At 74.0% G+C, this 19,366-nt stretch carries 17 protein-coding genes; 8 read left to right on the top strand and 9 right to left on the bottom strand.

Annotated elements, in window-relative coordinates; translation table 11 throughout:
- Positions 1 to 2: 2 nt before the first annotated feature.
- On the bottom strand, positions 3 to 1,421 hold the full coding sequence (locus tag AC3ERT_RS35655) for a family 2B encapsulin nanocompartment shell protein (RefSeq protein ID WP_435179227.1): 1,419 nt from the start codon (positions 1,419 to 1,421) through the stop codon (positions 3 to 5).
- Between the two features lie 275 nt (positions 1,422 to 1,696).
- Complete coding sequence (locus AC3ERT_RS35650; protein WP_435126474.1) at positions 1,697 to 2,623, bottom strand: DedA family protein; 927 nt, start codon at positions 2,621 to 2,623, stop codon at positions 1,697 to 1,699.
- 451 nt (positions 2,624 to 3,074) lie between these two features.
- On the opposite strand from AC3ERT_RS35650, the gene AC3ERT_RS35645 reads away from it, so the two are divergent.
- The 3 genes from AC3ERT_RS35645 to AC3ERT_RS35635 all read left to right on the top strand — a co-directional run bounded on the left by AC3ERT_RS35645 (position 3,075) and on the right by AC3ERT_RS35635 (position 8,575).
- The gene (locus AC3ERT_RS35645; RefSeq protein ID WP_435126799.1) at positions 3,075 to 3,884 is read left to right on the top strand and encodes an ABC transporter permease; all 810 of its coding nucleotides are present in this window, start codon (positions 3,075 to 3,077) and stop codon (positions 3,882 to 3,884) included.
- Between the two features lie 269 nt (positions 3,885 to 4,153).
- Positions 4,154 to 4,747, top strand: a complete 594-nt coding sequence (locus AC3ERT_RS35640; RefSeq protein WP_335981092.1) for a TMEM165/GDT1 family protein — start codon at positions 4,154 to 4,156, stop codon at positions 4,745 to 4,747.
- Between the two features lie 48 nt (positions 4,748 to 4,795).
- Entirely contained in the window at positions 4,796 to 8,575 is a 3,780-nt protein-coding gene (locus AC3ERT_RS35635) for a hypothetical protein (RefSeq protein ID WP_435179225.1), read from the top strand.
- A 16-nt stretch (positions 8,576 to 8,591) separates the two neighbouring features.
- Here the strand turns inward: AC3ERT_RS35635 and AC3ERT_RS35630 are convergent, their stop codons facing one another.
- A complete protein-coding gene (locus AC3ERT_RS35630; RefSeq protein WP_435179223.1) occupies positions 8,592 to 9,554 on the bottom strand; it encodes an alpha/beta hydrolase family protein in 963 nt (320 codons plus the stop codon).
- A gap of 238 nt (positions 9,555 to 9,792) precedes the next feature.
- Positions 9,793 to 10,572: an NAD(P)H-dependent oxidoreductase gene (locus tag AC3ERT_RS35625; RefSeq protein WP_435126464.1), complete on the bottom strand. Its 780-nt coding sequence runs from the start codon at positions 10,570 to 10,572 to the stop codon at positions 9,793 to 9,795.
- Between the two features lie 156 nt (positions 10,573 to 10,728).
- On the opposite strand from AC3ERT_RS35625, the gene AC3ERT_RS35620 reads away from it, so the two are divergent.
- The gene (locus tag AC3ERT_RS35620; protein ID WP_435179221.1) at positions 10,729 to 11,661 is read left to right on the top strand and encodes a helix-turn-helix transcriptional regulator; all 933 of its coding nucleotides are present in this window, start codon (positions 10,729 to 10,731) and stop codon (positions 11,659 to 11,661) included.
- Here the strand turns inward: AC3ERT_RS35620 and AC3ERT_RS35615 are convergent.
- Together AC3ERT_RS35615 and AC3ERT_RS35610 are read right to left on the bottom strand one after the other, a co-directional pair.
- Positions 11,575 to 11,931 carry a DoxX family protein gene (locus AC3ERT_RS35615; RefSeq protein WP_335981097.1) on the bottom strand — a complete coding sequence of 119 codons (357 nt, stop codon included), beginning with the start codon at positions 11,929 to 11,931 and terminating at the stop codon, positions 11,575 to 11,577. The two genes, AC3ERT_RS35620 and AC3ERT_RS35615, sit on opposite strands and share 87 nt — an antisense overlap.
- Before the next feature lie 219 nt (positions 11,932 to 12,150).
- Positions 12,151 to 12,822 carry an HAD family hydrolase gene (locus AC3ERT_RS35610; protein ID WP_435179219.1) on the bottom strand — a complete coding sequence of 224 codons (672 nt, stop codon included), beginning with the start codon at positions 12,820 to 12,822 and terminating at the stop codon, positions 12,151 to 12,153.
- A 244-nt stretch (positions 12,823 to 13,066) separates the two neighbouring features.
- Here AC3ERT_RS35610 and AC3ERT_RS35605 point away from each other — a divergent pair, with 244 nt between their 5' ends.
- The 3 genes from AC3ERT_RS35605 (at position 13,067) to AC3ERT_RS35595 (ending at position 14,280) form a co-directional block, all read left to right on the top strand.
- Entirely contained in the window at positions 13,067 to 13,636 is a 570-nt protein-coding gene (locus AC3ERT_RS35605) for a hypothetical protein (protein ID WP_335981100.1), read from the top strand.
- An 86-nt stretch (positions 13,637 to 13,722) separates the two neighbouring features.
- A complete protein-coding gene (locus tag AC3ERT_RS35600) occupies positions 13,723 to 14,049 on the top strand; it encodes a hypothetical protein (RefSeq protein WP_435179217.1) in 327 nt (108 codons plus the stop codon).
- A 51-nt stretch (positions 14,050 to 14,100) separates the two neighbouring features.
- Positions 14,101 to 14,280, top strand: a complete 180-nt coding sequence (locus tag AC3ERT_RS35595; protein ID WP_435179215.1) for a hypothetical protein — start codon at positions 14,101 to 14,103, stop codon at positions 14,278 to 14,280.
- A 21-nt stretch (positions 14,281 to 14,301) separates the two neighbouring features.
- On the opposite strand, the gene AC3ERT_RS35590 is transcribed toward AC3ERT_RS35595, so the two are convergent.
- On the bottom strand, positions 14,302 to 15,486 hold the full coding sequence (locus AC3ERT_RS35590) for a peptidoglycan-binding domain-containing protein (RefSeq protein WP_435179213.1): 1,185 nt from the start codon (positions 15,484 to 15,486) through the stop codon (positions 14,302 to 14,304).
- Between the two features lie 203 nt (positions 15,487 to 15,689).
- Here AC3ERT_RS35590 and AC3ERT_RS35585 point away from each other — a divergent pair, with 203 nt between their 5' ends.
- Positions 15,690 to 17,747 (top strand): MFS transporter, encoded by a 2,058-nt coding sequence (locus AC3ERT_RS35585; protein ID WP_335981106.1) that lies wholly within the window; start codon positions 15,690 to 15,692, stop codon positions 17,745 to 17,747.
- Here AC3ERT_RS35585 and AC3ERT_RS35580 read toward each other — a convergent pair.
- Together AC3ERT_RS35580 and AC3ERT_RS35575 are read right to left on the bottom strand one after the other, a co-directional pair.
- On the bottom strand, positions 17,653 to 17,910 hold the full coding sequence (locus AC3ERT_RS35580; RefSeq protein ID WP_335981107.1) for a DUF397 domain-containing protein: 258 nt from the start codon (positions 17,908 to 17,910) through the stop codon (positions 17,653 to 17,655). The two genes, AC3ERT_RS35585 and AC3ERT_RS35580, sit on opposite strands and share 95 nt — an antisense overlap.
- 21 nt (positions 17,911 to 17,931) lie before the next feature.
- Positions 17,932 to 18,786, bottom strand: a complete 855-nt coding sequence (locus AC3ERT_RS35575; protein WP_335981108.1) for a helix-turn-helix domain-containing protein — start codon at positions 18,784 to 18,786, stop codon at positions 17,932 to 17,934.
- Between the last annotated feature and the right edge of the window lie 580 nt (positions 18,787 to 19,366).

Below are 19,366 nucleotides of genomic sequence, written 5' to 3'. Positions count from 1 at the left end.
GATCAGCGCCAGTTGGAGACGTTGACATTCTCCAGCACGCCGAGCGCGTCCGGCACCAGCACCGCCGCCGAGAAGTACGTGCTCACCAGGTAGCTGATGATCGCCTTGTCGTCGATGCCCATGAAGCGGACGTTGAGGCCCGGCTCGAGCTCGTCGGGCAGCCCGGTCTGGTTGAGGCCGATGACGCCCTGGTTGTCCTCGCCGGTACGGATGGCGATGATCGAGCTGGTGCGGGCCTCGGTGACCGGGATCTTGTTGCAGCTGAGGAGGGGCACGCCGCGCCAGGCCGGGACGGTGGAGCCGTTGACCTCCACGGGGTCGGGGTAGATGCCCGCACGGGTGCACTCGCGGCCGAACGCGGCGATGGTGCGCGGGTGGGCCAGCAGGTAGCGGGTGTTGCGGCGCCGGCTGATCAGCTCGTCGAGGTCGTCCGGCAGCGGCGGGCCGGCGTGCGGCTGGATGCGCTGGTCGTACTCCGCGTTGTTGAGCAGGCCGAACTCGGGGTTGTTGATCAGCTCGTGCTCCTGGCGCTCGCGCAGCGCCTCGACGGTCAGCCGGAGTTGCTGCTCCGTCTGGTTCATCGGTTCGTTGTAGAGGTCGGCGACCCTGCTGTGCACCCGCAGCACGGTCTGGGCGACGCTCAGTTCGTACTCGCGCGGCTTGACGTCGTAGTCCGCGTAGGTGGTCGGCAGCGCGGCTTCGCCCTTGTGGCCGGAGGCCAGCTCGATCGCGGCCTCGCCGCGCTTGTTGGTCCGCTGCCGCGGGAGCGCCCGGAACGCGTCGAGGTGCTCGCGCAGCGGCGGCGCGGTCTCCAGCAGGGCGGTGAGCGCCTGCCGGGGCAGCTCCAGGACGGTGGTCGCGGTGGCGGCCTTGGTCGTGTGCTCCCAGGTGCCCTCGCCCAGCAGCGCCTGCTCGCCGAAGTAGGAGCCGTCGGCGAGCGAGCCGAGCTGGGTCTCCTCTCCGTACGACCCCTCGCCGATCTTCTCGACCTTGCCGTGCGCGATCAGGTAGAGGGTGTCGGCCGGGCGGCCGGCCTCGGCCAGCACCTCGCCCGGCTGGTACTCGCGCTGGACGAAACGATCCGCCAGCGCGCCGAGCGCCGCCACGTCGTCGAACGAGCGCAGGGCGGCGATCTCGCCCAGCTCCTGCGGGATGACCCGGACCTCGGACCCGGTCTTCACAAAGGTCACCCGGCCGTCGCCCACCGCGTAGCTCAACCGGCGGTTGACCCGGTACGTGCCCGCGTTGACCTGCACCCACGGCAGCACCTTCAGCAGCCAGCGGGACGAGATGCCCTGCATCTGCGGGGTGGACTTCGTGGTGGTCGCCAGATTCCGCGCGGCGGCAGTGTCGAGACTGGTCCGCGCCCCGGCGTCCTGCGGATTGCCTTGTGCGGTGTCCTGACCCGCATCAACCGACATGGACTGTCCTTCCGTAAGGAGGTGGTACAGCCCAATTGTTTCCGCAACGCAGAGTGCTGACTATTGCCGGATCGAGTGAGAATACTTTCCGGAATACGGGACAGGGCGGCGGGGCGCGGGGGTGATCCGTCCGCTTCCGTGCGGCTTTCGTGCGGAACGGTCACGGCGGGTGGGAACGAATGTGCGCAGGAACGGCGGCATCGGGCGGCCGGGTGCGGGGAAGAGCCGGGGAAGGGGCCGGGGGGAGCGCGGGCGGGCGAGGGCGGACCGGGCGCTCAGAGCGCTTCGACGACCGGTCCGCGCTCGGCCGGCGCGGCGGCCTGCGGCGGCACGCCGAGGGGGCCGAGCGGGCCGGCGACCGGGTTGGCCGCCATCGGCGCGGCGAAGGAGGGCGCGAAGGTCGGCCGCGGGGGCACGAACGGCGGGACCAGGGGCGGTATGAGCGGCGCGGCCGGCGCCGGGCGCGAGGGACCGCCGCCCGAGGGAGCGGGGCCCGGGGGGACCGCGGCGGGCTCGGCGGTCGTCGCGGCGAGCGGGGCCGCGGCAGCCGGCTCGGCGTCGAGGGCGTCGGTGTCGAGCGGCGCGGCGGCGTACTCCGCCGCCTCCAGCGCTATCCGGCGCTCGCGGCGGAAGACCATCGCGGCGAACGCGCCGGCGCCCAGCAGGGCGACGAAGGACATGAGGGTGCCGAACCAGCTCGCGCCGAGCCACCGGCCGCCGATCCAGCCGAGGCCGACGCTGTAGGTGGCCCAGCAGACGCCGGCCAGCGCCGACCACGGCAGGAACTCGCGCGGGCGGCGGCGCGCGGTACCGGCGCCGAGGCTGACCACGCTGCGGCCGGCGGGCGCGAAGCGGGCCAGCACCACCAGGACGCCGCCGCCGCTGTTGAGCACCTGTCCGAGCCGTTCGTGGGCGGCGGCGAGCCGCCGCGAGTTCGCGATGCGCCGGTCGAACCACGCCCCGCCGCGCCAGGCGAGCCGGTAGGCGAGCAGGTCGCCCGCGCAGGACGCGGTGGCCGCGCAGGCGAGCAGCACCAGGATGTCCAGGACGCCGTCCCGGGCACCGGTCGAACCGGTGGTCGCCGCACTGATCACCAGCACGCCGGAGGGCAGCACCGGCACGAACACGTCGAGCAGCACGGACAGCCCGACGAGCAGGTAGATCCAGGGCCACTCGAAGAGGGAGCCCACGTGGTGCAGCACTACGCCTCCTCGCCCTTCGCCGTCCTGCTCGTGTCCTGCGGTGGTCTCATGCCGTGGTCCTGCGAGCCCGTCTGCGAAGTCGTCCGGAGGCGTGCCCCGGTGTCGCGTCAACGAGCGGCGGATCTTCATCCGCCGTCAGCCGTACAGCGTACGCCAGTGGTGGACCGCGGTTCCCTCAAGGGCACGTGACGTAATAGACAATCACGGCGTTATCACGGCCGGAATACTCTCACGGAAACGGTTCGGCACAGATTTCGTGGAGTCGGCCGCAAAAGCGCACGCCAAGTGTGAGGTGGTCAGTCCCGTGGCAGCGGCCGGCGCTGTTCTTATGACCGGATACGGACGTCTTGCGGACACCGTACTCCCTTCACTCCCTTCGTTCCGTTCCTTCGCTTTGCCCTCTTCGCTCACCCCGCCCGCCTCTTTTCTGGCCTCTTCGTCGTCATCGTCGCTGCTGCCGGTGAACCGGACGCTCGGGATCGTGCTCGCCGCGCTGCTGGTGGCCGCCGCGGGCATCGCCGCCTACGCCCGGCTCGCGGACCCGCACGAGAAGTACGCGCACGGCATCCTGCTGGCCGGTGTCCGGGCGGCGGTGCAGCTGGCGGCGGTCTCCGCGCTGATCGGGTGGGTGGTCAAGCACCAGGCGGCGCTGCTGGCGTTCGTGCTGCTGATGTACGCGGTCGCCTCGCGTACGGCGGGGCGGCGCGTCACCACCGACCGCACCTGGCGCTGGGCGGCGGTGCCGGTGGGGGCCGGGGCACTGCCGGTGGTGGCGCTGCTGGTGCTGACCGGGCTGGTGCCGATCGACGGGGTCGCGCTGATCCCGGTGGCGGGCATCCTCATCGGCGGCGGTCTGACGGCCACCGTGCTGGGCGGGCGGCGCGCGCTGGAGGAGCTGGCCGGGCGCGCCGGGGAGGTGGAGGCGGCGATGGCGATCGGCCTCAGCGACCGGGACGCGCGCATGGAGATCGCCCGCCCGGCGGCTTCGGGCGCGCTGATCCCGGGGCTCGACCAGACCCGCACGGTGGGGCTGGTCACGCTGCCGGGCGCGTTCGTCGGCATGCTGCTGGGCGGGGCGAGCCCGGTGTCGGCGGGCGCGGTGCAGCTCTTCGTGCTGATCGCGCTGATGGCGGTGCAGGCGGTGTCGGTGGCGGTGGTGCTGGAACTGGTGGCGCGCGGCCTGATCACCCGCCCCCGGCACGCGGTGCCGCCGCGGCGCCGCAGCCCGTGGGCGGCCGTCGCCCGGCGGCGCAAGGGGTAGCGGGCGGTCCTCGGGGGTCGGGGGCGCGGTGCCGTACGATGGGGGCAGCAGAAGGGGAGTAGCTCTTCGCCGGACCGTCGACATACTGCCGGGCCGTTCCGCACCGCGAGGTGGGGGCGTGCCGGGCCGGCGCCCGGAGGCGGCGCCGCGGGTGTCCGCCAGCGAGACCTTCGGCCGCAGTGTCCTGACGCTGCCGTGCCGAAGCGACCCCTGGAAAGCCCTGTGGTCCCATCGGTACGGCCGCCCCGACCGATCGAGGAACAGCTTCCGTGCTCAGCATCAGCGTCATCGCCGTCGTCTTCGGCGTGATCTTCCTGGCCGAACTCCCCGACAAGACCGCGCTCGCCGGTCTCATGCTCGGCACCCGCTACCGGCCGTCCTATGTCTTCGTCGGCGTCGCGGCCGCCTTCGTCGTCCATGTCGCGCTCGCGATCGCCGCGGGCAGCCTGCTGACGCTGCTGCCGCACCGCTGGGTGCAGGGGGTGGTCGGCGTCCTCTTCCTCGGCGGCGCCGCCATGCTGCTCTTCTCCAAGGACGACGACGAGGAGGAGGTCAAGGCGCCGTCCGACCAGAGTTTCTGGAAGGTCTCCGGCGCCGGCTTCATGCTCATCCTCGTCGCCGAGTTCGGCGACCTCACGCAGATCATGACCGCGAACCTCGCGGCCCGCTACGACTCGCCCTTCTCCGTCGCCATCGGCGCGGTCCTCGGCCTGTGGGCGGTCGGCGCGCTCGGCATCTTCGGCGGCCGCCTGCTGATGAAGCGGGTGCCGCTGTCCCTGATCACCAAGGTGGCTGCCGCGGTCATGGTCGTCCTGGCCGCGCTCAGCCTGTACGAGGCGGCGACGGGTACGGCGCTGCTCTGACCGTCCGCGCACCGGCCGCTGTCGTACCCCGTTCGTAGAGTGGCCGGTGTGAGGGGAACAGGCAGCGGTACGGGGGCGGATGCCGTGCGCGGCATCATCGCGGCGGCGGTCGGCACAGCGAGCGGTATGGGGGACGGCCCCGGCGGGGGAGGGGCGGGCGGGCTCGCGCGGGTGCGGCCGGCCCGGGCCGCCGCCGCGCGGATCGCCGCGGGCGGCGGGGTGGACGAGCACGCGGCCGAGGAGCTGCGGGCGGCGGTCGAGGCGCACCTCGCGGGTGACACCGGGCGGTGGCTGCGGATGTACGACGCGCTGCCGTCCTACCGCGGCAGTCTGCCCGAGCTCCTCGCCGAGCCGGAGCCTTTGGTGCCGCCGGCGCCGGACAGCGGGCTGCGGGCACCCGCGCCGCGCAGCGTGGACGAGACGTTCGCACTCGCCGTCGCGCACGCCCGGCCCGCGCACGCGGCCGCCGTGCTGGCGGCGCTGCCGGACCGGGCGCTCGAACGGCTGCTGTCCGGTGGCACGCTGCCCGCCCCCGCGCTCGTCCGCGCCGTCACGGAGCACGGCGACACCCGCAGCCGTACGGCGCTGGCCCGGCACTCCCGGCTCGACCCGCGGGTGCTGGCGCGGCTGCTCGGCACCGGGGACGCGGCCGTCGGCGCGGCGGTCTACCGCAACCCGCGGACCACGCACTCGCTGCGCCGTACGCTCGCCCGCCGGCTCGACGCGGTGCCGATGGACCCGGCGCTGCGGGCCGAACTGGCCGACCCCGCCGCCGATGTGCCGCGCACCTGGCTCGCGCCGCTGCTGTGCTCGGGCGAACCGGATCTGGTGGCAAGGGCGTTGGGCGCGGGCGCGCGGGGCGCGGCCCAGCGGTACGCGCTGGCTCGGGTGTGGGAGCGGCACGGCCCGGGGGCGCTGCGGACGCTGCTCGCCGATCCGGCGCTCGCGCGGAGCGTGGCCCGCCCGGTGCGGGCGGCGGTGTCGGCGGCGCTGGCAGCGGCGGAACAGGACGCGGGCGGGGGCGCGGGCGAGGGCACGGAGGGTGCCGCGGACCGGGCCCTGCGCGGGCTGTACGAGCGGGGCGAGCCGTACGGTGACCCGGCGCGGCTGCCGGCCCTGCTCGCCGCCGCCCGCGGCACCAGCACGCTGCGCGACCTGCTCGCGGAGCCCTACGCCCACGACCTGGACGCGCTGCACCGGGCCCACCTGGCACACCCGTTCATGCCCAAGGCGTGCGAGGAGCTGGCCCGCCATGAGGCGGCGAGCGACGAGCAGCGGCGGTCATTCCGGCTGAGCGTCCTCAACGAACCCTGGCGCGCGGGCGGTCGGCGCGGCGGGAACCTCACGGCGCCCGAAGCCCGCCTCACGGCCGAGGAGTTGGACGGCGGTGCCGTCTCCTGGGCGGAGGGCGTGGTCGCGGCGGGGCTGCTCGACCCGGTCGCGCTGGTGCGGACCGCCCGGCCGGCCGAGCGGGCGCTCGCGGCGCTGGGCGCGCTGCGGGAGCGCGGGCTGCTGTCCGCGGACGCGGCCGGGGAGGTGCGCGACGCGGCGGCGAAGCACCTCCGCGAATCGGCGGCCGGGTGGGCGGAGTTCGACCGGCTGCTGCCCGAGTTCACCGGGACACTGCGGGAGTTGGTCGAGGCGGCTGGAGCGGCTGCCGCGGCCGGGGCTCCGGACGGGCCCGGTCCCTCGGAAGCCCCGGCCGAGTCCGGCGGTGCGGCACAGGCCGAAACCCGCGGTCCGGAGCAGGAGCGGTACGAACCGCCGCTCGTGCCGCGCCGCCCCACCGAGCGGGCCGCGCTCTGCGCACTCGACCTGCTGCGGTCCCTCGCCCCGGCCGACGCCCCGGCGCCCGACCCGGCCGACCCCGGCGTGCTGCGCTTCCTGGCCGCCACCGAAGCGGAGCGGACCCCGGGCCTCGCCACCCCGCTGTGGCTGCTGCGCGCCTGCGCCGCGCAGGGCGTCGAGCCGCCGGCGCACGGCTCCTGGTACGCCGCACCCACCGCCGCCGAAGTGCGCGCGAAGCCGCCGGAGACCTGGGGCTCCGGCGCCGCCCGCACCGAACTCGCCTACACCCAGGGCATCCTGACCGCCGACGACCTGCTCGGCTGGCTGCCCGCGCACCGCCTGCTCCTCCTCCCGTACGACTGGCGGCGGCTCGCCTTCCCGGCCGCCTGGCGCGCCGCACTCGCCCGCCGGCTCCACGCCGAGTTCGGTACCGACCCCGACGCTTGGCTCCACCTCGCGGCGGTGGCGCGGCATGCGTCGCCGGAGGACACCTGGCTCGACCTGCTGGCGCGGGCGACCGCCTCCCTGCCGTCCTCGCGGGCAGCGGGGGAGCCGGCGGACGGGAGACCCGGACGGAACACGCCGGGGACCACCGCCTCCGAGGACGCTGTCATCACGCCACCGCACGCCGGCGCGACGGGAGTCGGCTCCGGGCGCGCCGCGGCCGTACATGCCCCGGCGGGCGGGCGCATGGCGGCGGAGCCTGCCGACCGGCCCTCCTGGGACCGGCACTCGGTGCGCCCGCGCACCCCGGACGACGCGCTCGGCCTGCTGGCGCACGGCGACCACCTGTGGGTCTGGCCGATCGGCACCCTGCTGTGCCTCGCCGGCGCCGACACCGTCGACGCGGTGCTGCCCCGGCTCGGCCCCGACGGCCCCTGGTCGCTCGCCGCCTACCTGCTGCGGTACGACCGCACCCCGCGCCCGGCGTACGAGCGGCTGCTCGCGGGCCGCGACCCGCGCGCGCTGCGGGTCCTGGGCACCCAGCAGCGCCGGCTGTCGGACGGCCTTGCCGCTCGGCTGGCCGAGGTCGACGACCCCGGCACCGATCTCGTGCTGCTGCGGCACACCCGGGACCCGCTCGTCGTCGACCGCATCGTGGCGAGGTCGGCCCGCCGCTCGGCGGCACCGGGCGGGGACGGCAAAGGGGCCCAGAGCGCCGACCCGGTGGCCGCCGGGGTGCTCGCGTCGCTGCGGGCCGACCCGAAGGCGGGTCCGCCCGGGGGCATGGTGTGGCTGGGCGCGCCCGTGCCCGACCTGGTCGAGGAACTCCTGACCCGCTACGGCACCGAACTCGACTTCGTCCGGCAGGTGCGGGGCTGCCTGAGCCTCCTGGAACACGGCGGCGCGGCCCGCCTCACCTCCCTCGCCGCCCGCGGCGCACTCGGCCGGGCCGCGACCAGGCTGTGTGTCAAGGCGCTTGCCGCGCCCGACCCGGCCGCGGTCCTCAGGGCCCGGGTCGCACGCGAACTCGCCCCGGCCAAGCTGGTAAAGAAGCTACGCGGGGCTTCCCACCGCTGGGTCGCGACGAGCCTGGTGGCACGCCACCCGGGCCCCGTCGACTGGCAGGCGCTGGAAGCCGCGCACCAGGAGGAGCCGCTGCCGCACTGGGAGGACCTCATAGGCATGGGCCCCCTCGAACTGCGCCTGCGGCACCCGCACATGCTGCCAGAACCCGGGCCCGACGGGCTGCCCGACGGCGCCGCGGCCACCCTGGCCCGGGCCCGCCACGGCCTGGCCGGCCACTACCACTGCGCGGCCGCCACCCAGATCGACGGCCTGCTCGCGTCCGGGCTGCTCACCGCCGCCGACCTGCTGCACGAAGCCGCGCCCGCCGCCCTCCTGCTGGACTACCTCGGCAGCGCCGCCCGCCGCCCCGACGCCCCGCCCCAGGCGGCCGCCGCGCTCGCGGAACTCGCGGACCTGGTCCGCTCCCGCCTCGGCTCCGCCCCGGCGGCCTGGGCGCGGGTCGACGAACGTCTGACCGGCCGCGACCCGCGCTGGGCGCCGCAGTCCACGGTCGCCGACCTGCTCGCGTGACCGGGCGCCATCCCGTTCACGCGTCCTTGCTCTCCAACTTCCCCAGCGGGCTGGGGGCTTCGGCCAGTGCGGCGGCCGCGTCCTGCCAGGCGGCGTCCGCCGGGTCGAGGGCGCTGCGCAGGTAGGCGGTGCTGAGCTGCTGGAGGAGCGCGACGCGCGCCGGGTTCTCGTCGGTGGTGGCGGTCGAGGAGTAGCCGTTGATGCCGCCGAGCGAGTGCTCGGCGCCGTACAGCGTGAGCAGGCTCTTGGCGCCGGGGCTGTAGAGGTAGGGGTCCACGAACCAGTCGGGGCCGCGGGTGGACAGCGCGGACTGGTCGTGGTCGCCGGCGACGATCAGCGCCGGGGCGGTCATGGCGTCGAAGGACGGCCGCATGAACGAGAAGTGCTCGGCGGCGAACGGCGTCAGCTCGTCGCCCAGCCCGGTCAGGGCGAACAGGACCCCGGCCTTGACGCGGGGGTCGGTCAGGTCCTCGCCGGGCACGCCGTCGGCGGTGAGGACGCGGGCGCCGAGCAGGGTGCTGACGCTCTGGGCGCCCCAGGAGTGCCCGGCCACCGCGACGCGGTCGCGGTCGACCCGCCCGCCCAGGCCCGGCACGGCGGCCAGCAGCGTGTCGAGCCCGTCCAGCACGCGGGTCAGGTCCTCGATGCGGAACCGCCAGATGTGCGGGGTGCGGGGGTCCTCGGGCGCGACGGCGAGCGTCCTGGAGTCGAGGTGGGTGGGCTGGAGGACCACGAAGCCGTGGGCGGCCCAGTAGTCCGCGAGCGGGGCGTAGTCGTCCATCGACTGGCCGAAGCCGTGCGAGAAGAGGACGACGGGCAGGTCGCTGCCTTCGGTGGGGGCGGAGACGCGGACCTGGAGGTCCGCGCCGCGCGCGGCGCCGCCGGGCAGCAGGACCGGCCGTACGGAGATGACGCCCGCGGGGGCGGCGGGAGCGGGCGCGGCCGGGTCGTTCAGGGTCGCGGTGGTGGAGTCGGACATGGGAGTGCCTTGCTTTCCTCGTCGTTCACGGGGCCGACCCGGTTTGCGGCGGTGCCGCCCGGGCCGGGTGGCGGGCGAGGACCGCGTCCTGGACGGCGCGCCGCGGCAGGAGGACGGCTCGGCCGGCCTCCGGTCCGCGCACCACCCCACGAAACGGAACCTCGCTCCGCCAACGATACGGAACGAGGTTCCGATTCGCAAACGCCTGGGTCGCCGCCCCCCTTACGACCGGTCCGCCTCAGCCGCGCACGTGCAGCCCGAAGCCCGTACGGCCCGCCGGCTCCAGCCCCTCCTTCAGGTGCAGCGACGGGATCTCGTAGTCGCCGAAGTTCTGCGGCCGGAACGCGATCGGCTCGGTGGTCTCCAGGGTGAGCAGGCGCTCCTCCCAGGCGCCGGCGGCGGCCGCGTACTCCTCGTCGGTCATCCGGCCGGTGCTGTGGAGCACGAACGGCGGCAGCACCTCGAAGCCCGGGTAGTAGAGGATGCCGTGCTGGATCGGGAAGAGCAGGTCGTCGATGGGGCCGTTGATGCCGCGGGCGGCGTAGTGCGACGCCGGGCCGCCCGTGGTCACCGACAGTAGCGCCCGGCGGCCGGCCAGCGAGCCCTCGCCGAAGCGGTCGCCGTACTTCGTGTCACTGTGCTCGCCGACGCCGTAGGCGAAGTGGAAGGTGAACACCCGGTCCACCCAGCCCTTGAGGATGGCCGGCACCGAGTACCACCACAGCGGGAACTGGAAGATGACCGTGTCGGCCCACAGCAGCTTCTCCTGCTCGGCGCGCACGTCCGGGCTCAGCGTCCCGGTGTCGAAGGCCCGGCCGGAGTCGCGGGCGACCTGGAGCGGGTTCGAGGCGTGCGGGCCGTAGTCCGCGGCGTCCACCACCGCCTTCCAGTCCATCGCGTACAGGTCGCTCACCCGCACCTCGTGGCCGGCGGCCTCCAGCGTGGCGACCGCGAGGTCCTTCAGCGAGCCGTTCAGCGACTTCGGCTCCGGGTGGGCGTGCACGATCAGCGTCTTCACGGGGGTTCCTCGGGGATCGGGTGCGGGTGGATCGGGACGCCTTCGATCCTGGGTGTTGCGTGTCCTGTTGTTCAGGGGCGCCGATTCCGTCGGACCGGACTTCCTGGTACCGGCAGGGCCACCTTCGCCGGCGGCGCGGCGGCCCATACTGGGCGCATGGACGATCTCGCCGGTTTCCTGCGGACCAGGCGCGCCCGGGTCGACCCGGCGACCGTCGGGGTCACCCCGGACAGCCGCCGCCGGGTCGAGGGGCTGCGCCGGGAGGAGGTCGCGCACCTGTCCGGGGTCAGCGTCGACTACTACGTACGGCTGGAGCAGGGCCGCGCGACCCAGCCGTCCGCGCAGGTGCTCGACGCGCTCGCCCGCGTCCTCGGCCTCGACGAGACCGAACGCGACCACCTGTGCCGGCTGGCCGGGCAGCCCCGCCGCCGCACGCCCACGCCGGGCGGCCGGGTCCGGCCCGAACTGCTGCGCATCCTGCACCTTGTCGGCGACACCCCCGCGATGGTCGTGGACCACCGGATGGACGTGCTCGCGGCCAACCGCCTGGCCAGGCTCCTCTACGGCCGGCCGGTGCCGGGCCTGAACACCGCCCGGTACCTCTTCCTGGAGGAGGCCGAGCACGGCCTGTTCGGCGGCTGGGACGACTGCACCACCGACGTCGTCGGGCACCTGCGGCTGTCCGCCGGGAAGTACCCCGACGACCCCCGGCTGGCCTCGCTCATCGGCGAACTCGCCATGGGCAGCGAGCGCTTCCGCCGGCTCTGGGCCCGCGCGGACGTGCGCGCCCGCACCCACGGGCCCAAGTCGTACCGGCATCCCCTGGTCGGACTGCTGGAGCTGCACCAGGAGAACTTCGCGCTGCCCGACGGGTCGGGCATGGAGCTGGTGGTGCTCACCGCGGCCGCGGGCAGCCCTTCGGAGGACGGGCTGCGGCTGCTCGCGGGGCTGGGCGCGGACGGCGCCGAGCCGCGCCCCGCGGCCGCCCGCCGCCCGGTGCCGTCACCAGGGGCCGCGGTCCGCGAGGCCCAGGACCAGCGCGGCGACCGCGGTGGCGAGGAAGACGATCCCGCCCACGATGTTGCGTGAACCCACCCGCAGGTGGGCGATGATCGCGCCGACGAAGTAGAGGACCAGCCCGCAGGCGGCGAGCGTGCCGAACACCGGCACCGCGAGCCCGGCGGCCAGCCCCACGGTGCCGGCGGCGAGCAACAGGCCCAGCACCGGCACCCACTTGCGGGCGATCCCCTTCATGTCCGCCTGGGTCTTGGGGTATTCGTGGCCGATCAGGTACGTGACGGCGGCGGCGCCGTTGAAGACCACCCCGACCAGGGTGACCGTGAGGTAGGCGGCGAACACGTGCGCTCCGTTCGGTCGGACGGGCGCCCCGCTGCGGGGCGCCGCTGCCCGAACGAACCGGCGAGCGCGCGGGTTTGTGACACCCGGGTGCGGGCGGGGTGCCGTGGTGAACGGCCCGTGCGCGCGGGGGTGCCGCGGTGAACGGCCCGTGCGCGCGGGGTGCGCGCCGTGAACGGTCAGGTGGCGAACGGTCGGATGGCCGCTGCCAGGCGGTGACCGTCAGGCGGTGACCGTCACCACGAAGGTGCCGTCGTCCGTGAAGCGCACCTGGACGTGCTCCAGGGACGGGGCGTGCGCGCTGGGCTGCTGGGCGGCCGCGCGGGGGCCGACGCCGACGACCCGCATCCCCGCGGCGCGGGCCGCCGCGATGCCGACCTCGGCGTCCTCGAAGACGAGGCAGTCCTCGGGGGCGAAGCCCAGTTCGGCGGCGCCCTTCAGGAAGCCCTCGGGGTCGGGCTTGCTGGCGCTGACGCGCTCCGCGGTGACCCGGACCTCGGGCATCGGCAGGCCCGCCGCGTCCATCCGGGCCCGCGCCAGGTTGCTGTCGGCGGAGGTGACCAGCGCGTGCGGCCGCCCCTGGAGCGCGGCGAGGAACGCGGGGGCGCCGGGGATCGGCACGACGCCCTCGGTGTCGGCGGTCTCCTCGGCCTGGAGCACGGCGTTCTCGGCGAAGTTCTCGGCCATCGGCCGGTCCGGGAAGAGCAGGGCCATCGTGGCGTGGCCCTGGCGGCCGTGCACGATCGACAGGACGTACTCCGCGTCCAGGCCCTTGCTCTCGCACCAGCGCCGCCAGCAGCGCTCCACGACGGCGTCGGAGTTCACCAGGGTGCCGTCCATGTCCAGCAGCAGCGCGCGGGCGCGGAACTCGGCGGACGGGGTGGACGGCGTCATGGAACTGCTCCCTGGGGTTCTGGGGCTCTGAGGTCTGTGGGGCCGCTGGAGCCACGGTGTGCGCGGACGAAGCGGGGGCGGCCGCTCCGGCTGGCGCCGCTGCGACCGCCCCCGACGGTGACTCCGTTACTCCGTGGCCCCGCCCGCCGGTCAGGGGAGGCGGGCGGAACCACTTTGTTCCATCACGATACAAAAGATGTGGCCCGTGCGCCACCCCCGGCTCCGCCGGCCCTAGACTCGCCGCATGCCCACGGAACCCTTCGGGCCGCTCCAGTTCCAGCTGGTGCTGCTGCGGCGGATGGCCGACCACCAGCCGGACCTGGTCGACGACGCGCTGCGCACGCTGGGCGTGAACCACACCGACGTGCGCGAGGCGAACCGCCGCTGGCAGGCGCGGCTGCACAGCCGGACGTTCCCGGGTGGCGAGGCCCGCTACCGTACGGCGCTCGGGCCGCCGGAGGACGTACGCGAGCAGCGGGCCGGGGACCTGGCGCTGCGCGCGGCGCGCTGGCCCGTACCGCTCTGGCCGCACCTGCGGTTCGAGGTGGTGACCCTGCCGGGCGGCGGGGGCGGGGTGGTCAACGAGTGGCTGGTGCGCGCTCCGGGGGCCGAACCGCCCCGGCTCGCGGCCGTGGCGGACCTGCTGCCCTGGTCGTGCACCGTGGACGACGCCGCCCGCGCCTTCCCCCCGGCCGCGCCGCTCCCCCCGGACGCCCCCTCCCGCGCCCGCCTCTCCCTGACCGACCCCCTCACCGCCAACCGCCTGGTCGCCCACTTCACCTGGGGCCTCCTCCAGTACGTCGCGGACCGCTGAGCCCCACCCGGGGGACCCACCGGCGACCGAACGCGGAACGCCCTGGACGCTCGCGTCTTCCCCGGCCACGCGGGCATACTGCGGGTATGCACGCAGGGTCGCGCTACGCCGACATCCGCCCGTACACGGTGCCCGAGTCGCTCAGTGAGCTGGCGGGACCGACCAGCGGGATTGTCACTCTGCCCTTGAGTGTGGACTGGTCCCAGCAGGGCCGCTACGACCTCGGCATCGACAAGGACCGGCGCCGCCTCTACGAGACGGTGATCCGCGAAGCCATGGACGCGTCCGAAGTGCGGCGCTTCCTCGACGAGGGCTTGCTGCTGCGCCTGTGGCCCTCACTGTGGCTGCCCGTACGCGCGAGATCACTGTGGCAGGAGAGATTCCCCCAGTTGGGGTCGGCCGCCGCCGCATAAGGTGATCCGCAACGATTCGACGCTGCGGTGCGGGCAGTACGGGACGCCTATGTGTCCGACGGGCTCACCGTCGAGGTGATGCGCTCCGGAAGCTCGTTCGCGCGTTTGCTGGTCGTTGACGAGCAGGGTCGGCAGACGAAGGTGGAGATGGAAGCTGTCGCCGGCCTTCGCTTCGCGATCGAGTCGTGGGCCGAGGAACTGGAACGCCACAGGGACCAAGAGGCCCGCTGAGGGCCTGCCCAGGTCGCGAGGCTATTCGCTCGGGGTCTGGTGTTGGAGGGCGGCGCGGGTGTGGGGGCCGTAGATGCCGTTGTGGCTGCCGTCGGGGGCGTCGGAGACCCAGTACCAGGTCTGGAAGGTGGCCACCGCCAGCTTGACCTGGTTGTCGAAGACGCCGTCGATCGGGCCGGCGTAGCACCACACCTTGCTGAGGCGGCGCTGGAGGTCGGTGACGGCGGGGCCGGTGTCGCCGACCTGGAGCACCTGCGTGGTGGCGCTCGCGGGGGTCGTGGTGGTGCCCGAACCGTCCGAGGCGGTGTCCGTCGGGGTGGAGGTGCCCGAGGTGGCCGTGGTGGTCGAGCCGTCCGAGGCGGACGGCGGGGTGGCCGCGGTCGCGTTCGCGGCGTACCCGGAGACCTGCTCGGTCGGCGCGGCGCCGGTGGCGGAGGGGGCCGTGCCGGCCGGATCGGCGGTGGCGGACGTCGAGGGCGTGGCCGAAGGAGTGGCCGTGCGGGGCGTGGCGGCCGCGGTGGTGTGGCCGGTCATGGCCGGGGCCGTCGACGCGGTGGCCTGGGTGGCGTCCGAGGGGAGGACCACGTCCGGCATCGAGGAGGACTGGTCGGGCAGGGCGCGGTCGGTGCCGGGCTGCTCGGTGCCGATGTGGCCGCTGACTGCCACGGCGCCCGCGGCGAGCGCGGAGGCGGCGACCGCAGCGGCGGCCACCACGATGCCGCGCCTGCGCCGCCGGTGGCGGCCGTGGGCGGCGGAGGCCGCGTGGAGGTCGGTGTCCTCGTCGTCGTCGGCGAGATCGCCGTGGCCCTGGCCCGCCGCGGGGAACAGTCCGAGGTCGGCGAACGCGGGCCCGCCGTCCGCGGGGCCGGGCGCGCCGTCGTACGGGTCGCCGTACGCGCCGGGCTGGTCGGTGTCGATCAGCTGCCGGACGGTGCTCTCGCCGGCCTCGCCGTCGGGTTCGGCGACGACGTAGGGCCGCAGGCGCAGCGGGTGGAAGCCCTCGACGGCCGCGACAGCCGCCGCGCGCTCCGCGGACCGCTCGGCCGCGCGTATCCCGCCCGCGTCGTCCTCGGCGGAAGGATATCCGGGGTGCCCCGTCGCGTGCGGGTCGTACGGCGGCGGCTGCTGCGGGTGGGGCTGCCCCGTGCGGGCGTACCCGCCGTCGTACGGGCCGTCCTCCGGCCTGCTCGGCTGCTGCGGCGCCACGGTGTTCCCCTCCCGCCGTTCGTACCCGGGTGCGCACGGTCCGTTCACACGGCGTACGCGAAGTCTCCGGTGATTATGCCGATCCGACACGCCCGAGGCACACCGCTTCGGCCCGGACGTGACGTCTTCCGCAGGCCATAACCGAACAAAGGGTGGCAATATGAGTTTCTGGCCCTCGGGGAGACGAGGCGAGGAGCTGCCACATGGCCCACACCAGCACCGCCACCGCGCCGGCGGCGGCACCGGGCGAGCAGCAGGACAAGCGGGCGGTGCGGATCGCGATCGGCGCGCTCGCGCTCGGGCTGCTGCTGGCCGCGCTCGACCAGACGATCGTGTCGACGGCGCTGCCCACCATCGTCAGCGACCTCGGTGGCATCGACCACCTGTCGTGGGTGGTGACCGCCTACCTGCTGGCGTCCACCGCGGCAACCCCGCTGTGGGGCAAGCTCGGTGACATGTACGGCCGCAAGCGGCTGTTCCAGTCCGTGATCGTGCTCTTCCTGATCGGGTCGGCGCTGTGCGGGATCGCCCAGAGCATGGGCGAGTTGATCGCGTTCCGGGCGTTGCAGGGGCTGGGCGGGGGCGGGTTGATCGCGCTGTCCATGGCGATCGTCGGCGACATCGTGCCGCCCCGCGACCGCGGCCGCTACCAGGGCGTGTTCGGCGGGGTGTTCGGTGCCGCGAGTGTGCTCGGGCCGCTGCTGGGCGGGGTGTTCACCGAGCAGCTCTCCTGGCGCTGGGTGTTCTACATCAACCTGCCGATCGGCGTCGTCGCGCTGGCCGTGATCGCCGCGGTGCTGCACATCCCGGTACGGCGTACCGCGCACCGGATCGACTACGCCGGGATGGCGGTGGTGGCCGCGGCGGCGACCTGCCTGGTGCTGGTCACCTCGCTCGGCGGCACCACCTGGCCCTGGGGCTCGGCGCGCATCATCGGGCTGGCGGTGCTCGGGGTGGTGCTGGTCGGGGTGTTCGTGCTGATCGAGCGGCGCGCGCAGGAACCGGTGCTGCCGCCCCGGCTGTTCCGGGTGCGCACCTTCCTGATCTGCTCGGCGATCTCCTTCATCATCGGCTTCGCGATGTTCGGCGCGATGACCTACCTGCCGACCTTCCTCCAGGTGGTGCACGGCTACTCGCCGACGCTGTCCGGCGTCCACATGATCCCGATGGTGGTCGGGCTGCTGCTGTCCTCCACCGGCTCCGGCCAGATCGTCAGCCGCACCGGCCACTACAAGGTCTTCCCGATCCTGGGCACCGCGATCACCGCGCTCGGGCTGCTCCTGCTGCACCAGCTCGACGAGTTCACCGCGACCTGGCTGATGAGCCTGTACTTCTTCGTCTTCGGCCTCGGGCTGGGCCTGGTGATGCAGGTGCTGGTGCTCGCGGTGCAGAACGCGGTCGGCTACGAGGACCTGGGCTCGGCCACCTCCGGCACGACCTTCTTCCGCTCCATCGGGGCGTCCTTCGGCGTCTCGGTGTTCGGCACCGTCTTCACCAACCAGCTGTCGCACAAGCTGGGTTCGGCGCTGCGCGGGGTGCATGTGCCGGCCGGCTTCAACCCGGCCCAGCTCCAGGCCGACCCGAAAGCGATCGCCGGGCTGCCGAGCAGCATCAAGTCCCCGGTGCTGCACGCCTACGCGCAGTCCATCACCACGGTCTTCCTGTGGGCGGTGCCCGTCGCGCTGCTCGGCTTCGTGCTCGCCTGGCTGCTGAAGGAGCAGCCGCTGCGCGGGTCGGTGACGGCGCCGGACGCCAACGAGACGTTCGGCACCAATCCGGTGGAGCGCTCCTCGCTGGACGAGATCGCCCGCTGCCTGTCGGTGCTGGGCAGCCGGGAGGCCAAACGGGACCTGTACGTCCGGGTCACCGGAAAGGCGGACGCGGACATCCATCCGGCCACCAGCTGGCTGCTGCTGCGGATCGCGCACCAGGGTGAGGCCGATCCGGTGGAGCTGGCCGAACACGCCACGGTGCCGGCCGAGATGATCGAACGGTCCGCGGTGGAGGCGGAGAGCCGCGGGTTCGCGGTCCGGGCCGGCAACCCGCTGCGGCTGACCGACAGCGGGAAGGCGCTGGCCGAGCGGCTCGGGGCGGCCCGCCGCACGGTGCTGGCCGACCTGCTGGGCGACTGGGACACCGCGCAGAACTCCGAACTCGGGGCCCTCGTCACGAAGTTGAGCGCGGAGTTGTGCGGCGGCGACCACGACCGGCCGGAGCCGCCCGATCGGTCGGCACGGCCGGCGCGGTCGGCGCGGCCTTGAGGAAGCGCAGGAACCGCGCCAGCTCCTTGCGGGTGGTGGTGAGCACCACCCCGGGGTTGTCGCTCTCCCTGAGGAGGACCGCGCCCCCGTGTGCGGCCAACTCGACACAGTCCCCGTTGTCCTGGGAGTAGGAGGACTTCTGCCAAGGCAGGAGCGCGGTCATGGGATGCGGCCCTTTCAGGGGTCAGAGGTCTCGGGCGATGCTGTGGATGAAGTCGCGCGACTCATCCCGGTCCAGCGCCACCTTCGTGAGGATCTCGAACCGGCTGAGGTAGTTGGCGAGTTGGGTGGCCGCGTGCAGCAGGATCACGCCGTGCGCGGAGTCGATCTGCACGGTGTCCAACTGCGGGACGGTGCCGCTCGCGTAGAGCATCGCGTGGCTGGAGCCGACATGCCCCTCGGAGGCGAACGGGATGACCCGCACGCTTATCTGGGGCAGGTGGCTCAGCTCCTGGATGTGCTCCAGCTGGGCCTTGGCCACCTTCGCCCCGCCGAACCGCATCCGCAGCGCTGCCTCGTGGACCAGCGCTTCGTACGGCGGGGCGGACTCGCGGTGCAGGATCGCGGAGCGCTCCATCCGGTGGGCGACCCAGGCGTCCAACTCGTTGTCGGGCAGGGGCGGGACGGCGTGGCCGACCACTGCCCTGGCGTACGCCTCGGTCTGGAGCAGGCCGGGGACGTGGCTCACCTGGAGCGGGCGCAGGTGGACGGCGTGGTGCTCCATCTCGGAGATGTCGAGCATGCCGGCCGGCACCACCCCGCGGTAGGCCTCCCACCAGCCCTTGCGGCCGTGCCCGTTGGCCATGCTGACCAGGGCGTCGACCAGGGCGGCGTCCCCGCATTCGTAGAACGCGGCCAGACGCCTTAACCGCTCCTCGCTGACACCGAGCCGGCCCGCCTCGATGTGGCTGACCTTCGCCGGGTCGGTGCCGAGCAACCGCGCTGTGTCGCGGGCGGTGATCCCCGCGGCTTCCCGCATCTTTCTCAGCTCCGCGCCTAGGCGCTCCTGGCGGGCGGTCGCGGTGCTCCTGAGCGGCATGGTGTCCCTTCGTGGTGCTGGTTTCCGAGTGTGCCGTTCCGCTCTCGCGGGGTCCAGATCGTTTCAGGAAATCCGTAACTAATCAGAGACAACGTTGCAGCGGTGCACTATTGCCCCATATGGGCTCGGCGATCTTTACTCTCCCATAGTCAACTCCCTTGCGCAGACGCCGTGTTGGCCGGGGCGTCCGGTGACGGCGACCGGATCGCCGCCGGTGGGGCGGAACTGCCGGGTGCGGCGGGAGGGTCGGGCGGGGCGGTGCGTTCACGCTGGGCGAACACCGAGCGCAGTCGCGGACGAACGCAACGTGGCGGCCGTCTGTCGTGTGATCCGGCTGTCCGACATATGCGTTCCGCACGGCGATGAGGTGACAACGGTGACTTCACCCGATTCCGCTTCCGTGTCAGTCTCAGTGCCGTCACCGCGAAGAGGGGGGATCGATGGACAACCGCTACGAGGTCTTCTGCCTCGCCGACCGGCACTTCTACGAGAGCCTGGACCGGCTGTCCGCGACCGCCGGGGACACGGGTACGGCGGCCGGGAGCCGGGCGGGGGGGGGGGGGGGGGGGGGGGGGAGGGG

The organism is Actinacidiphila sp. bgisy145, from assembly GCF_057708125.1.
The sequence above is the reverse complement of the archived record's forward strand: the minus strand, read 5'-3'. Positions and strand labels throughout refer to the sequence as shown.